The 13,820-nt window shown below is 69.3% G+C and carries 13 protein-coding genes; 8 read left to right on the forward strand and 5 right to left on the reverse strand.

Annotation, left to right across the window (positions count from 1 at the left end):
- The first annotated feature begins 19 nt into the window (after positions 1-19).
- On the forward strand, positions 20-937 hold the full coding sequence (locus ACFUCU_RS00270) for a hypothetical protein (RefSeq protein ID WP_377969941.1): 918 nt from the start codon (positions 20-22) through the stop codon (positions 935-937).
- Here ACFUCU_RS00270 and ACFUCU_RS00275 read toward each other — a convergent pair.
- Positions 934-1,407 carry a Fur family transcriptional regulator gene (locus tag ACFUCU_RS00275; protein WP_377969942.1) on the reverse strand — a complete coding sequence of 158 codons (474 nt, stop codon included), beginning with the start codon at positions 1,405-1,407 and terminating at the stop codon, positions 934-936. The genes ACFUCU_RS00270 and ACFUCU_RS00275 overlap by 4 nt on opposite strands.
- Positions 1,408-1,509: 102 nt before the next feature.
- Between ACFUCU_RS00275 and ACFUCU_RS00280 the strand changes: the two genes are divergently transcribed.
- A complete protein-coding gene (locus tag ACFUCU_RS00280) occupies positions 1,510-2,166 on the forward strand; it encodes an MBL fold metallo-hydrolase (RefSeq protein ID WP_377969944.1) in 657 nt (218 codons plus the stop codon).
- On the opposite strand, the gene ACFUCU_RS00285 is transcribed toward ACFUCU_RS00280, so the two are convergent.
- A complete protein-coding gene (locus ACFUCU_RS00285) occupies positions 2,163-3,257 on the reverse strand; it encodes a PLP-dependent cysteine synthase family protein (RefSeq protein ID WP_377969945.1) in 1,095 nt (364 codons plus the stop codon). The genes ACFUCU_RS00280 and ACFUCU_RS00285 overlap by 4 nt on opposite strands.
- A gap of 43 nt (positions 3,258-3,300) precedes the next feature.
- On the opposite strand from ACFUCU_RS00285, the gene ACFUCU_RS00290 reads away from it, so the two are divergent.
- Positions 3,301-4,167: a sulfurtransferase gene (locus tag ACFUCU_RS00290; protein ID WP_377969947.1), complete on the forward strand. Its 867-nt coding sequence runs from the start codon at positions 3,301-3,303 to the stop codon at positions 4,165-4,167.
- A gap of 109 nt (positions 4,168-4,276) precedes the next feature.
- Here the strand turns inward: ACFUCU_RS00290 and ACFUCU_RS00295 are convergent, their stop codons facing one another.
- Positions 4,277-5,662, reverse strand: coding sequence for an HNH endonuclease (locus tag ACFUCU_RS00295; protein WP_377969949.1), 1,386 nt, complete (start codon positions 5,660-5,662; stop codon positions 4,277-4,279).
- Between the two features lie 239 nt (positions 5,663-5,901).
- On the opposite strand from ACFUCU_RS00295, the gene ACFUCU_RS00300 reads away from it, so the two are divergent.
- The 3 genes from ACFUCU_RS00300 to ACFUCU_RS00310 all read left to right on the forward strand — a co-directional run bounded on the left by ACFUCU_RS00300 (position 5,902) and on the right by ACFUCU_RS00310 (position 7,844).
- The gene (locus ACFUCU_RS00300; RefSeq protein ID WP_377969950.1) at positions 5,902-6,195 is read left to right on the forward strand and encodes a hypothetical protein; all 294 of its coding nucleotides are present in this window, start codon (positions 5,902-5,904) and stop codon (positions 6,193-6,195) included.
- A gap of 78 nt (positions 6,196-6,273) precedes the next feature.
- Positions 6,274-7,419 carry an NAD(P)-dependent alcohol dehydrogenase gene (locus ACFUCU_RS00305; protein WP_377969951.1) on the forward strand — a complete coding sequence of 382 codons (1,146 nt, stop codon included), beginning with the start codon at positions 6,274-6,276 and terminating at the stop codon, positions 7,417-7,419.
- Positions 7,416-7,844: an HIT family protein gene (locus ACFUCU_RS00310; protein ID WP_377969952.1), complete on the forward strand. Its 429-nt coding sequence runs from the start codon at positions 7,416-7,418 to the stop codon at positions 7,842-7,844. Before ACFUCU_RS00305 ends, ACFUCU_RS00310 begins: the two co-directional genes overlap by 4 nt.
- 33 nt (positions 7,845-7,877) lie before the next feature.
- Here ACFUCU_RS00310 and hrpA read toward each other — a convergent pair whose 3' ends face one another.
- Positions 7,878-11,882, reverse strand: a complete 4,005-nt coding sequence (gene hrpA / locus ACFUCU_RS00315) for an ATP-dependent RNA helicase HrpA (RefSeq protein ID WP_377969953.1) — start codon at positions 11,880-11,882, stop codon at positions 7,878-7,880.
- 96 nt (positions 11,883-11,978) lie between these two features.
- On the opposite strand from hrpA, the gene ACFUCU_RS00320 reads away from it, so the two are divergent.
- Both ACFUCU_RS00320 and ACFUCU_RS00325 read left to right on the forward strand, forming a co-directional pair.
- Positions 11,979-12,644, forward strand: a complete 666-nt coding sequence (locus ACFUCU_RS00320; protein ID WP_377969955.1) for an SDR family NAD(P)-dependent oxidoreductase — start codon at positions 11,979-11,981, stop codon at positions 12,642-12,644.
- Between the two features lie 52 nt (positions 12,645-12,696).
- A complete protein-coding gene (locus ACFUCU_RS00325; RefSeq protein WP_377969957.1) occupies positions 12,697-13,521 on the forward strand; it encodes an SDR family oxidoreductase in 825 nt (274 codons plus the stop codon).
- Positions 13,522-13,599: 78 nt separating this feature from the next.
- Here ACFUCU_RS00325 and ACFUCU_RS00330 read toward each other — a convergent pair whose 3' ends face one another.
- Positions 13,600-13,767, reverse strand: a complete 168-nt coding sequence (locus ACFUCU_RS00330) for a hypothetical protein (protein ID WP_290257377.1) — start codon at positions 13,765-13,767, stop codon at positions 13,600-13,602.
- Positions 13,768-13,820: the final 53 nt, after the last annotated feature.

The raw sequence follows: 13,820 nt of genomic DNA on the forward strand, positions 1-13,820 counted from the left end.
CGTGCCGTAGGGTGCTCGCATGGGGGATCAGTGTGGGGTGCGCGGCGTTTTTCGCGTAGCTGTGGCGGCGGTTGTCACCGCGCTGGTATTGGCGGTGACATCCTGCGGCCTCGGCGCCACGACGCACCCGCCGGATCCCGCCGGCCGCGAACCCTTCGCACGCAGCGTGATGGCGGCGGCCATCGGCGGCAACCCCGACGACGTCGCCGCCCTCGTCGGACCCGCCATGACCAACGCCGGCCCGGAGGCGCAGCAACTCGTGAACGCCGCCCGCGGCTGGGGTCCGGGCACCTGGCACCTGGGCGTACGGAGCGACTTCCCCTCGGTTGCCAACGTCACCGCCTGGCGTGAGGGCCGGCAGGCCGCCGTCCGGTTCGCCATCTCCTGGGCCGGGGACCGCTGGTCCCTCGCGATCGGGGAGCCCAGGAATCCACGGACCGGGGGAGCGAAGATCATCGATCCCGCCACCCGGACCCGGTCCACCCCGCCTGCCCCGCAGCCCGGGGCGTCGGCCGCGCCGTCGAGCTGTCCCACCGCAACCACCGGCCGCGGGACCGCGCCCGGCGCTCCCTACGGTGCTGACGACCTGAGCTGCCGGACGTTCAGCTCGTCGTGGGCCCAGGCCCGCGGCCGGAATCTGTATTGGCTCACCGCCACACCCGTGCACCTGCGCTTCGACCGGCGGGCAGGGACGACGGCCGTGCTCGGCACCGCGTGCGGGGACCTGACCGTTCCGATGGCGGTGGACGGGTTCGGCATGGCCCCGGATGGGGTGGGAACGACCGATGGTGTGGGGGACTGCCTGGATGCGGACAAGCGCGCCTGGCTAAGGGACTTCTTCGGTGAGCCGTCGGTCTACCAGCTGGATTCGGCGGAGCTGGTGATCACCAACCCGCGCGGCCAGATCCGGTTCGCCGTGGGTGCGGTAACGGGCTAGCTGTTGGCCTGCAGGGCCGTGCACTCCGGGCAGAGGCCGAAGATCTCGACCGTGTGCTCGACGGCCGTGAAGCCGTGCTCGGCGGCGATCCGGGCGGCCCACGCCTCGACGGCGGGCGCCTCGACCTCCACGGCTTTGCCGCAGTTCCGGCAGAGCAGGTGGTGGTGGTGTCCGGTGACGGCGCAGCGGCGGTACACCACCTCGCCGTCGGCGTTCCGGAGCACGTCCACCAGGCCCTCGTCGGCGAGCGACTGCAGGATCCGGTAGGAGGTGGCGAGGGAGACGGAGGTGCCGCGTTCCTGCAGGATGCGGTGCAGTTCCTGGGTGCTGACGAAGTCCGCGAGTTCATCGAGCGCGGCGCTGACCGCGAGCCGCTGCTTGGTCACCCGCTGCTCCCGGCCCGCGGGCTGGTCCTTGCCGCCGGTCGGCGCGGCGGCCGCCCGGCCGTCGGTGGTGGCGCCGTGGGACATGGGAACTCGCTTCGCTGCTCGGGGGTGCTGCCGGATGAGAGGGGTTCCAGATTACCAGCCGGGCCGTGGACACCGCTCCGACGGGGGTCCTAGGCTGGCCGGATGAAGCTGACAAAATTCACGCACGCCTGTGTCCGGCTCGAGAAGGACGGCAAGGTCCTGGTGCTGGACCCCGGCACCTTTTCCGAGACCGACGTCGCGCTCGCCGGCGCCGACGCGGTGCTGATCACCCATGAGCACGGCGACCACATCGACGTCGACGCCGTCACCGCGGCGCTGCTGGCCGACGATGAGCGACAGCTCTACGCGCCGGAGGGGGTGGCCGCCACGCTGCGGGGCAAGGCACCGGCGGCCTCCGGCCGGATCCACACCGCCGCCGAGGGTGATGAGCTGGAGGTGGCGGGCTTCGCGGTGCGCTGCTTCGGCGGCCAGCACGCCCTGATTCATCCCCAGATTCCGGTGGTGGCCAACATCGGCTACCTCATTGACGCGAACGTGTACCACCCGGGGGATTCCTTCGCCGTCCCGGACGGGATTGAGGTCGGCACGCTGCTGGTGCCGATCCACGCGCCGTGGAACAAGATCGGCGAGGTGGTGGACTTCGTGATCAGTGTCCGGGCGCCCCGGGCCTTCCCGGTCCACGACGGGCTGCTCAACGAGTTGGGCGTGGGGCTGGTCGAGGCGCATGTGAGCCGGATCGGCGCCCGCTACGGCACCGAGTACCGGCACCTGTCCAGCGGCGATTCCGTGGAGGTTTAGGCGGGCCAGGTCCCGGTCTCGAAGAAGGACCGGAGCGTGGCCTCGTGTGGCGCGGGGTCCAGGCCCTGCGCCTGGAGCCATCCGTCGTCGTAGTAGTTGCCGGAGTAGCGGTCGCCGCCGTCGCACATGAGGGACACGATGCTGCCCGTCTCGCCGTCGGCGATCATCTGCGCCACCAGCTGCCACACGCCCCAGAGGTTGGTGCCGGTGGACGGGCCGGCGTGCAGCCCGGCGACGTCGCGGAGGTGGCGCATGGCGGCCACCGAGGCGGCGTCCGGGACTGTGATCATGTGGTCGATGACGGCGGGGACGAAGCTGGGTTCCAGCCGCGGCCGGCCGATGCCTTCGATCCGGGAGGGCAGGCCGGTGACGTCCGCGCAGTTGCCGCCGTCGCGGTGTTCCTGCCAGCCCGTGAAGAAGGCGGAGTTCTCCGGATCGACGACGGCGAGCCGGGTCGCGTGCCGCTGGTAGCGCAGGTAACGGCCGATCGTGGCGCTGGTGCCACCCGTGCCGGCGCCCACGACGATCCAGCGGGGGACCGGGTGCTCCTCGAGGGCCAGTTGGCCGAAGATCGATTCGGCGATGTTGTTGTTGCCGCGCCAGTCGGTGGCCCGCTCCGCGTAGGTGAACTGGTCCATGTAGTGGCCGCCGGTGCTGGCCGCCAGTTCCTCGGCCGCGGCGTAGACCTCCGACGCGTGGTCCACGAGGTGGCAGGTGCCGCCGAACTGTTCGATCAGGGCGATCTTTTCCCGGCTGGTGGTCCGGGTCATGACCGCGATGAAGGGCAGGCCCAGCAGTTGCGCGAAGTAGGCCTCGGAGACGGCGGTGCTGCCGCTGGAAGCCTCGACGATGGTGGTGCCCTCCCGGATCCAGCCGTTGACCAGGCCGAAGAGGAACAGGGACCGCGCCAGCCGGTGCTTGAGGCTGCCGGTGCGGTGCGTGGATTCGTCCTTCAAATACAATTTGACGCCCCAGTGCTCGGGCAGGGGCACCGAGTAGAGGTGGGTGTCGGCGGACCGGTTGTTTTCCGCGTTGATTCGGCGGATGGCCTCGTCGGCCCAGTCCCGGTCTTGATGGCGCGCGGTGATCACCGCTACAGCCTACCCGGGGTCGTGTGCCGGATAGGGTGGCGGGATGGAGACTCTGATGACTGTTGCCGAACTCAAGGACCGGTTGGATGCGGGCACGCGGACGGTGCTGCTGGACGTGCGCTGGGCCCTGGGGGACCCTGATGGACGGGATCATTACCTGGAATCGCACCTGCCCGGCGCCGTCTTCGTGGACCTCGCTACCGAGCTGGCGGCCCCCCACGAGGACCCCACCCGGGGAAGGCACCCGCTGCCCCCGTTGGAGCAGTTCCAGGCCTCCGCCCGCGCGTGGGGAATCCGCGAGGGTGACACCGTAGTCGCGTACGACAACAGCGGTAACATGGCCGCCGCCCGGGTCTGGTGGATGTTGCGCAATGCGGGCGTTTCCTCGGTCCGACTGCTCGACGGCGGCTTGGCCGCCTGGCTGGAGGCGGGGTTCGACGTTGAGGGCGGCGAGGCGACCGCGGAACCGGGCGACGTCGTGCTGACCGAGGGGGGAATGCCAGTCGTCGATGCCTCCGGTGCCGGCGCCTGGTCCGGCTCGGGGCTGTTGCTGGATGCGCGGGCCGGCGAGCGGTACCGGGGCGAAATCGAGCCGGTGGATCCGCGGGCCGGACACATCCCGGGAGCCGTCAGCGCTCCGACCTCGGACAACCTGGGCCCCGACGGTCGGTTCCTCCCGGCGGATGCCCTGCGCCGGCGGTTCTCGGAGCTCGGCGTCAACGACGGGATTCAAACCGCCGTGTATTGCGGCTCCGGTGTGACAGCCGCCCACGAGGTCGCGGCACTGGAGATCGCAGGTTACCGGGCGGCGCTGTATCCGGGGTCGTTCTCCGAATGGTCCAACAACCCCGGAAACCTGGTGGTCACTGGCGCCGAGCCGGACGGCATGTCCACGGGCGCGAAGGACTGACCGGGCTGAACAGACAGCACTGACTGGCCGGGCGGCCACTGGCAATCCGGGCGGCCATCGCGGCGCAGGGGCCGACGGCCACAAGAGGCGCCCGGCCGACGCCCCAACCTCAGGCGACGAGCTGCTCCTCCTGTTGACTTCTTGTGGCGACTCCCCGCCGGTGGCGCAGTCGCTGCCGGTGCCTGAGCTTCCTGGTGATCCTCCTCGATTCTGCCTCTTCGGGCTTGGACACGTACCTCCCCGGACCGTATCCGGGAAGCGGTGGCGCTGTGGAGGTGTAGGTATGGCCGGTGGGTGTGCTGAGTTCGAGGGTGTGGCAGACGGCCGAGGGTGGGCTGTCGACTGGTCGGGCGGTCCAGCCGGGGGTTTCTTTGGTGTGGTTGCAGGCTTCGCAAAGTCCGGCGCCGTTGGCTGCGGTTGTTTCTCCGCCGCGGTGCCAGGGAACGATGTGGTCCAGGTGCCGGATGGGTGCGTCGCAATAGGGGGTGCGGCAGGTGTTGTCGCGGATTTCGATGAACCGGCGCAGGCCCGTGGGGAAGAGCCGGGCCCGGGAGTCCATACCGACGAGCTCGCCGGTGCCGGGCGCGGTGTAGAGCCTCCGGAGCCAGGTTGTGAATTCTGGATTGTCGCCTTGGCCGGCCACGAGTTTCCTGGCCCACCCGGCCGGGACGATCCCGTAGCCGGCGAGCCGGGCCGGTTCGTTGTCCCCGGCCAGGAGGGTCCGGTCGGTCATAACGAGTTGGACTTCGATGCCGGTGATCCCGCCAGAGGTCCCGGTGACCCGTTCGACCAAAGCATCCGCCGTTAGCTGGCCTCTGGACCTGGGGTCTCCGGTGGCGCGGGCGGTGTCGGCGTGCCGGGTCAGGGCCGCGTAGGCGGCGACTCCGACGGCGACGGGAAGCAGTGCGGTCAGGTAGCACATGGTGTCGGGCGCCGGGCGGAGACTAACGGTGCGTTCGGTTTCGGCGTGGGCTGCGCGTTGGGTGACGGATCTCGGGTCGTGCCGGTAGGCGGCGGCCTTGGCGGCGGAGATGATGGCCCGGTCTCCGGCGCCGTCGAAAGTCCCGATGTCGGCGGCGAGTTCCTCATCCACCGCGGCCCGGTCGGCGGCGTCCAGGCAGGCGGTCTCGCGGACCAGAAGTGTGGCACGCCATTCGTTCAGGCGCCCGGTGTCGAGGGCGGCGAGGGTGTGCGGCATCTCGGTCACCAGCGCCCGGGCCAGGCCCAGTAACCGTGAGCCTTTGGCCGGGGATTCCCGCCGCGCCAGCGCGATCTCCGCCCCCACTCCGGCGCCGAGCTGGTCAGCGGGCAAGCCCAGGGCGGCTTGTTCGCGCCGCCGGACCAGGTCCAGCGCCACGGCCAACCTGGCCTGACGAGCCGCGATCGCCGACTTCCGGTCCTCCAGCGCACGGAGCTCATCAACGATCGCCGCCGCGTCTCCCACCGGGATCGCCGCTGCGACTGAATCCTCGAAAAGCTTCCGACTGCCTTCCATGACCCCATTCAACCGCGAGGGTCTGACATTAAAGGTTGGAAGGGATGGCGGCCCGGGAACGGGGCGCGTCTCCGGGGTGTGGAAGCCAAGAAATATCAGCTGACGCCCACCCGACCGGCCCGTGCACACCCCGAGTGTCCGCCGGCAGAGCCTGACCTCAAGCGGCACGCCTGTGACGTAGTCTCGTCAGCGGACGCCGTCGCATGAAGCGACAGTCACCCACGCGAAGGGACACGGCCGTGCCAGATCAGCCGGAGATCGTCTGCCTCTGCGGCTCGGCCCGCTTCGTGGCGGAGATGCGCGCGGCCAACCTCAAGTTAACCCTCGCGGGTGCCATTGTCCTCGCGCCGGCCGAGGCACGGGAAGAGCTCACCAATGAACAGAAATCAACGCTCGGCACCATCCACCGCCGCAAGATCGACCTCGCCGACCGCATCCTGGTGGTCAACCCCGGCGGCTACGTGGGCGAATCCACGGCCGGCGAAATCGCCTACGCCCGTGCAGCCGGAAAGCCGGTCGGCTTCACGGACTGAAAGGTCACTACGAATGGACGCCACCCCAGCAAGGCCCCCAAGTGGCACGGAAACCAACCCCGGGGGTAGCGTCGAACCATGACTCCAGGACGCCCCGTACCGCCGCCCCTCGCCAAGCCCCTTCCCGACCTCACCGACGCCGCCGGCCCCACCCTCGCCGCTGCCTACGGTGCCACCGCCCCGGACAGCGGCCTGGTGCCGCTGACCGTCGCCCGCCGCGCCCCCAAGGCTGACGACGTCGAGATCGCCGTCGAGTTCTGCGGCCTCTGCCACTCCGACGTCCACGCCAGCCGCGGCGAATGGGGCGGAAACACGTACCCGCTGATTCCGGGCCACGAGATCGTCGGCCGGGTCACCCGCGTGGGCTCCGCCGTCGACGACTTCACCGTCGGTGAGCGCGTGGGCGTGGGGTGCATGGTCGACTCCTGCCGCGAATGCGAGAGCTGCCTCGACGGCCTCGAGCAGTACTGCGAAAAGGGTATGACCGGCACCTATGGCGCCAAGGATGCCCGCAATGACGGCGCCGTCACCCAGGGCGGCTACTCCACCTCGATCGTGGTGGACCGCAACTACGTGCTGCGCATCCCCGAGGGCCTCGACCCGGCCGCCGCCGCGCCCCTGCTGTGCGCCGGCATCACCACGTTCTCCCCGCTGAACCACTTCGAGGTCGAGGAGGGCGACGCCGTCGGCGTCGTGGGCCTCGGCGGCCTCGGCCACATGGCCGTCAAGATCGCCAAGGCGATGGGCGCCGAGGTGACCGTCTTCACGACGTCGGAGCGGAAGTTCGCCGCCGCGCGTGAACTCGGCGCCGACCACGTGGTCCTCTCCACCGACCCGGCCGCAATGGAAGCCGCCGACCGCAGCCTCGACGTCATCATCGACACCGTCGCCGCCCCGCACGACCTCAACCCGTACTTCCGCACGCTGCGCGTCGACGGTGCCCTCTTCCAGCTGGGCCTGCCGTCCGAGGCCATGCCGCCGGTCAACCCCGGTTCGCTGATCCGCCGCCGGATCGCCTACGCCGGATCGCTGATCGGCGGGATCGAGGAGACCCAGGAAATGCTGGGCTTCTGCGCCGAGCACGGTGTGGTCTCCGACATCGAACTCGTCGGCGCGGACCAGCTCAATGAGGCCTATGACCGGATGGTGGCCGGCGACGTGAAGTACCGCTTCGTCCTGGACGCTTCCACCCTCGGAACCCCGGCAGAGAAGGCGGACGCATGAGCACCCTGTTCACCAAGATCATCAACGGCGAGATTCCCGGCCGCTTCGTCTGGCGCGAGGACGACGTCGTCGCCTTCCTGACCGTGGGCCCGCTCGCCGACGGGCACACGCTGGTGGTGCCGGTCGAGGAGGTGGACCGCTGGACCGACGCGTCGCCCGAGACGCTGGCCCGCGTCATGGAGGTGGCGCGGAAAATCGGCGCCGCCCAGGTGGACGTCTTCGGGTCCGCCCGCGCCGGCCTGACCATCGCCGGGTACGAAATCAACCACCTGCACGTCCACGTCTGGCCGTCCAACTCCATGGCCGACTACGACTTCGGCGCCGTGGACCAGAACCCGGATCCGGAGCGCCTCGATGCTAACGCCAAGAAGCTGCGGGAAGGGCTGCGCGCGGCGGGCTACGGGGAGTTCGTCCCGGACGCATAACGCCCCCGCGACATACACCCGCTGGCCCCGGCGTTACGCCGGGGCCAGCGCCTTGTTAAGCACCGTCCGGATCCGCTTCTCGGAGACCGAATAGGCCGTCCCGAGTTCGACGGCGAACAGGCTCACCCGCAACTCCTCGATCATCCAGCGGACCTGGGTTAACTCCGGCCCGATCCGCCTGCCCGGGAGTAGCGCCGAGACGGCGTCGTCGTAGTCGTCCTCGAGCCCCTGGATGACGGCCATGTGCTGGGCGTCGCGCTGGACGGTGGTGGGCAGCTTCTCCAGCCGCTTCTCGATCGCCGCGAGGTAGCGCGGCAGCTGGCTCAACTGGGCGTAGCCCGTGCGTGCCACGAAGCCGGGGAAGACCAGCTGCTCCAGCTGGGCCTTGACGTCGTTCAGGGCGCTGATCAGTGCCAGGCTGGTGGTGCCGCGAAGCTGTTTCTCGATCCGCCGGGTACTGGCCAGGATGCGTTCGACGACGGCGGTGACGGTGAAGACCGTGTCGATAAGCTCGGCGCGGACCTGCTCGTACAGTGCCTTGAAGGACGGCTCGTCCCACGGGAAGGCGGCCGGGGTGAGCTTGTCGATCGCGGCCAGGGCGCAGTCCGCGATCAGGGCAGAGACCGACCCGTGCGGGTTCTGGCTGAAGGTCAGCTTCTCCGTGTTGTTCAGGTGCTCCAGGACGTAGCGGTCCGGCGGCGGGACCTTGAGGGCCAGCAGGCGGATCACGCCCCCGCGCATCGCCTGTTCCTGTTCGCCCGCGGTCTGGAAGAGCCGCAACGCCACGGAGGTGCCCTCGTCCACCAGGGCCGGGTAGCCGGTGACGGTGTGGCCCTTGACCATACCCTGGACCTGGCGCTGCACACTGCCGAAGGTCCAGTCCTTGAGGCCGGTCAGCTCGGTGAAGCCCGCGGGGGAGCCGGCCTGCTGTGCACTGCCGGCTCTGCCTTTGCCGGCAGGGCCGTTCTCCGCGGCGGCCGGGGCGGTGCCCTTCTTCGGAGCCGTTGTCGAAGGAGTTGCGCCCAGGGACTCTGCGATGGCGCGTCGGGTGGCCGGCGCCAGTTTCTCCTGAAGCGCGGCGAGGTCCTTACCCTCGTCGAGGAGCTTGCCGCGGGCGTCCACCACGCGGAAGCTGACGCGCAGGTGCGGCGGCACGGCGTCCCAGTTCCAGGATCCCGGCGGGATGACCTGGCCGCGGAGCCTGCGCAGCACGAGTTCCAGGGACGGCTCGAGGTCGTCCGTGGCGGGGTCGAAGTCAGCCTCCAACGCGGCCACCGCCTGGCGGGCGACGTCGGGCGCCGGGACGAAGTTCTTGCGCACCTGCTTGGGCAGGGACTTAATCAGGGCGGTGACCAGTTCCACCCGCTGGCCCGGGATCAGCCAGCGGAACGCGGCGTCGTCGAGCTGGTTCAGGAACAGCACGGGGACCTCGGCGGTGACGCCGTCGGAGGGGTTCGGCGCCGCCCCCGGGGCCACGGGGCTGAACTCGTAGCTCAGCGGCAGTTCAAAGCCCTTGTGCAGCCAGGTCTTCGGGTACGCCGAATCGTCGAGCTCGTCCGCGTCCTCGCTGATCAGCAGTGACTTCTCGAAGTCCAGCAGTGCCGGGTCCTGCTGCCGGGCCTCTTTCCACCACTTGTCGAAGTGGCGCTCGGAGACCACGTCCTTGCCCACCCGGGCGTCATAGAACTCGAACAGGGTCTGGTCGTCCACCAGGATGTCCCGGCGGCGCATCCGGGCCTCCAGTTCCTCGATCTCCTGCAGGAGGGCCCGGTTGCGGTGGAAGAATTTGTGGTGGGTCTGCCAGTCGCCCTCCACCAGTGCGTGCCGGATGAAGAGCTCGCGGGACAGCTCCGGGTCCACGCGGCCGTAGTTGACCCGCCGGTTGGGGATGATGGGCACGCCGTACAGGGTGACCTTCTCATGGGCCATCACCGAGCCCATCTTCTTGGACCAGTGCGGCTCGCTGTAGCTGCGCTTGACCAGGTCCGGGGCCACCTGCTCGGCCCAGAGCGGATCGAATTTGGCGGCCACCCGTGCCCAGAGCCGGCTGGTCTCCACCAGCTCGGCGGCCATCACGAAGGTGGGCGACTTTTTGAACAGCGCGGAGCCGGGGAAGATCGCGAAGCGGGTACCGCGGGCGCCTGCATATTCGCGCTTGCGTTCGTCCAGGATGCCGATGTGGCTCAGCAGGCCCGAGAGCAGGCTGATGTGGATGCCCTCGTGGTTGCCGACCGGGTCGGTCAGGCGCTTGTTGTCCAGGCTGATCCCGAGCGGCCGGGCCATTTGCCGCAGCTGCGCGAACAGGTCCTGCCATTCGCGCACCCGCAGGTAGTTGATGAACTCGGCGCGGCACAGCCGGCGGAACGCGGTGGAGGAGAGCTCCTGCTGCTTCTCCTGCAGGTAGTTCCAGAGGTTGAGGTAGCCGGTGAAGTCCGAGTTCTCATCCCGGAACCGCGCGTGCTTCTCCGCGGCCAGCTGCTGCTTGTCCGTCGGGCGCTCGCGTGGGTCCTGAATGGTCAGCGCCGCGGCGAGGATCATCACCTCACGGACGCAGCCGCGCTTGCCGGATTCAACGATTATCCGTCCCAGCCGCGGGTCCACCGGGAGCTGGGCGAGTTGCTGGCCGACGGCGGTGAGGCCGCTGCCGCGGCCACCGGCGGTCCGTCGGCCGGGACGGCCCCCGGTCTCGTCCGGCGCCTCCGGCTGCCGGGCGGCGCTCAACGCGCCAAGCTCACGCAGGAGCGTGACGCCGTCGTTGATTGCGCGGGATTCCGGCGGTTCGACGAACGGGAAGTTCTCCACGTCCTTGGGCCCGCGTGCGACGCCCATGGCGGTCATCTGCAGGATGACGGCGGCAAGGTTGGTGCGCAGGATCTCCGGGTCGGTGAACTGCGGGCGGGACTCGAAGTCCTCCTCCGAGTACAGCCTGATGGCGATGCCGTCGGAGACACGCCCGCAACGTCCCGAACGCTGGTTCGCCGAGGCCTGGGAGACCCGCTCGATCGGCAGGCGCTGGACCTTCGTGCGGTGCGAGTAGCGCGAGATGCGGGCCGTGCCGGTGTCGATGACGTACTTGATGCCGGGCACCGTCAGCGAGGTTTCGGCGACGTTGGTGGCCAGGACGATCCGGCGCTTGCTGCCCGGGTGGAAAACCTTGTGCTGTTCCTGCAGGCTCAACCGCGCGAAGAGGGGGAGCACCTCGGTGCCGGCCAGGCGCCGGTTCGCCTGGATCCTGGCGTTGAGTGCCTCGGCGGCGTCGCGGATCTCGCGCTCGCCGGAGAAGAAGATCAGGATGTCCCCGGGCGCCTCGAGGGCCAGTTCGTCGACGGCGTCGCAGACGGCGTCCAGCGGATCCCGGTCCTCCTCCAGCTCGTCGTCGGAGGCGGTGCCCTCGCCGTCTCCGTCATCCGCGCCGGGACCGCCGGCGGGGGCGGACAGCGGACGGTAGCGGATCTCCACCGGGAAGGTGCGGCCCGAGACCTCGACGATCGGGGCGGGCTCCTCCTCGCTGCCGAAGTGCTTGGCGAAGCGCTCAGGGTCGATGGTGGCCGAGGTGATGATGACCTTCAGGTCCGGCCGCTGCGGCAGGATGCGCTTCAGGTAGCCGAGAATGAAGTCGATATTGAGGCTCCGCTCGTGCGCCTCGTCGATAATGATCACGCTGTACTTGCGCAGCAGCTTGTCGCGCTGGATTTCCGCCAGCAGGATGCCGTCGGTCATCAGCTTGATTTTCGTGGACCGGCTGACCTCGCCGGTGAAGCGGACCTGGAAGCCCACCTCCTGGCCGATCTCGACGCCGAGCTCCTCGGCGATGCGTTCGGCCACCGTCCGCGCGGCGAGGCGCCGCGGCTGGGTGTGCCCGATCAGGCCCTTCTCGGCCAGGCCCAGCTCCAGGCACATCTTCGGAATCTGGGTGGTCTTACCGGAACCGGTCTCGCCGGCGATGATCGTCACCTGGTTGGCGGCGATCGCGGCCATCAGGTCCTCGCGGCGCTCGGAAACCGGCAGCTCGGCGGGGTAGGAGATATGGAGTGTCATGGCTGGCTCCAGTCTACTGGCCGGTTTCCGCGGCAAGGGCTCAAAAAGCTAAGCCTACTGAGGAATATTTGGCCGGGCCGCGGACTTGGACCCGTCATGACTACTATCGCAATCATTGGAGCAGGATCGGGGCTCGGCGCCGCCGTCGCCCGTCGTTTCGGCGCGGAAGGCTTCTCCGTCGCCCTCCTTTCCCGGAATCAGGGCCGCGTTGATGCCCTGGCGGAGACCCTCTCGGCCGAGGGGATCGAAGCCAGGGGTTTCGCGGCCGATGTCCGTGACCCCGCCTCCATCACCCGGGCGCTGGAGGCCGCCACCGAAACCCTCGGCCCCATCGAGGTACTGCAGTACAGCCCGCTTCCGCAGAAGGACTTCATGCGCCCGGTCCTTGAGACCACCCCAACCGACCTCGTGGGACCCGTGGAGTTCTCCATCTATGGCCCGGTGGCGGCGGTCCACCAGGTCCTTCCCGGCATGCGGTTCCTGGGCAAGGACAAGGGCACCATCCTCTTCGTCAACGGCGGCTCGGCGGTCAAGCCCGGACGGAATGTCACCGGCACCTCGGTGGCGTTCGCCGGTCAGGCCGCCTACGCCCGGCTGTTGAACGAGGTGCTCGGCGAGGAGGGCATCCAGGTGTCCCAGCTGATCATCGGCGGCCGCATCATCGACGGCGACCCGGAGAAGGATCCGGCCGTCCTCGCCGGACACCTCTGGGACCTGCACGCCAAGCGCGACCGGTTCCGGCTGCAGATCAGCTCCGACTAAGCATCCCCGAAACATCATCGACAGTTCACCGACACTGGACAGGAGTAAGAGTATGGCTGGGAAGACATGGTTTATCACCGGAACCTCGCGTGGTTTCGGCCGGGAATGGGCCCTCGCGGCGCTGGGCCGCGGAGACAACGTCGCCGCCACGGCGCGTGACGCGAAGAGTCTCGACGCGTTGGTTGAGGAGTTCGGCGACAGGATCCTTCCCATCGAACTCGATGTCACGGACCGCGAAGCCGCCTTCGCCGCCGTGGCCCGGGCGCACGGGCATTTCGGCCGGCTGGACGTGGTGGTCAACAACGCCGGCTACGGCCAGTTCGGCACGGTGGAGGAGCTGAGCGAGGCCGACGCCCGCGACCAGATCGAGACGAACCTCTTTGGTGCGCTGTGGGTCACCCAGGCCGCGCTGCCCTTCCTGCGGGAGCAGGGGAGCGGGCACATCATTCAGGTCTCGTCCGTGGGCGGCGTCTCGGCCTTCCCCACCGTGGGCATCTACCACGCGTCCAAGTGGGCGCTCGAGGGCCTGAGCCAGTCCCTGGCCCAGGAGGTCGCGGAGTTCGGCATCAAGGTGACCCTGGTGGAGCCGGGCGGCTTCGCCACCGACTGGGGCGGCAGTTCCGCCCGTCACGCCGAACAGATGCCGGAGTACGACGGCGTCCGCGAGCGGGCGGCCAACCGGCCCAGCCGGCGCGGCACCCCGGGCGATCCGACGGCAACCCGGGAGCCGATTCTGACCCTGGTGGACGCGGACGAACCCCCGCTGCGGGTCTTCTTCGGCGAGGCGCCCCTGGGCATCGTCACCGCCGACTACGAGTCCCGGCTGGCCACCTGGAATGAGTGGCAGCCGCTCTCCGTGGCCGCTCACGGCGGCTGAGTCCTGCAGGGGAAAGCGGGGGGCCGGCCGGGCGCACTGCCCGGCCGGCCCGCCGCTGTGTGAAGCCGGCGGCCGCGGTTAGAAATTCCGCAGCGTGTAGCCGGTGCTTGGCAGGTCGTGGGCCATCCAGTAGTCCTCCGAGCGGACGGGCGGGTTGTGGCCCAGTCCATCCTTGCGGAGGGCGCGGAGGGTGGCCGCGGCGACGGCAATAACCAGGATGATGACGGCGATTCCGAGGATTTCCATAGCTCTATGGTTCGCCGGTGACGGGTCAAAAATAAGTGGCAGAAAAGCCCAAA

It is taken from the genome of Arthrobacter sp. NPDC057259 (assembly GCF_042668995.1).
In the GTDB taxonomy this organism is placed as follows: domain Bacteria; phylum Actinomycetota; class Actinomycetes; order Actinomycetales; family Micrococcaceae; genus Arthrobacter.

What these genes read in the sequence shown, in the direction of transcription:
- ACFUCU_RS00305 (WP_377969951.1), top strand. Translation starts at nt 6,274, where the DNA reads ATGACTCCAGGACGCCCCGTACCGCCGCCCCTCGCCAAGCCCCTTCCC.
- ACFUCU_RS00310 (WP_377969952.1), top strand. Translation starts at nt 7,416, where the DNA reads ATGAGCACCCTGTTCACCAAGATCATCAACGGCGAGATTCCCGGCCGC.
- ACFUCU_RS00330 (WP_290257377.1), bottom strand. Translation starts at nt 13,767, where the DNA reads ATGGAAATCCTCGGAATCGCCGTCATCATCCTGGTTATTGCCGTCGCC.
- ACFUCU_RS00270 (WP_377969941.1), top strand. Translation starts at nt 20, where the DNA reads ATGGGGGATCAGTGTGGGGTGCGCGGCGTTTTTCGCGTAGCTGTGGCG.
- ACFUCU_RS00295 (WP_377969949.1), bottom strand. Translation starts at nt 5,662, where the DNA reads ATGGAAGGCAGTCGGAAGCTTTTCGAGGATTCAGTCGCAGCGGCGATC.
- ACFUCU_RS00325 (WP_377969957.1), top strand. Translation starts at nt 12,697, where the DNA reads ATGGCTGGGAAGACATGGTTTATCACCGGAACCTCGCGTGGTTTCGGC.
- hrpA (WP_377969953.1), bottom strand. Translation starts at nt 11,882, where the DNA reads ATGACACTCCATATCTCCTACCCCGCCGAGCTGCCGGTTTCCGAGCGC.
- ACFUCU_RS00320 (WP_377969955.1), top strand. Translation starts at nt 11,979, where the DNA reads ATGACTACTATCGCAATCATTGGAGCAGGATCGGGGCTCGGCGCCGCC.
- ACFUCU_RS00290 (WP_377969947.1), top strand. Translation starts at nt 3,301, where the DNA reads ATGGAGACTCTGATGACTGTTGCCGAACTCAAGGACCGGTTGGATGCG.
- ACFUCU_RS00275 (WP_377969942.1), bottom strand. Translation starts at nt 1,407, where the DNA reads ATGTCCCACGGCGCCACCACCGACGGCCGGGCGGCCGCCGCGCCGACC.
- ACFUCU_RS00280 (WP_377969944.1), top strand. Translation starts at nt 1,510, where the DNA reads ATGAAGCTGACAAAATTCACGCACGCCTGTGTCCGGCTCGAGAAGGAC.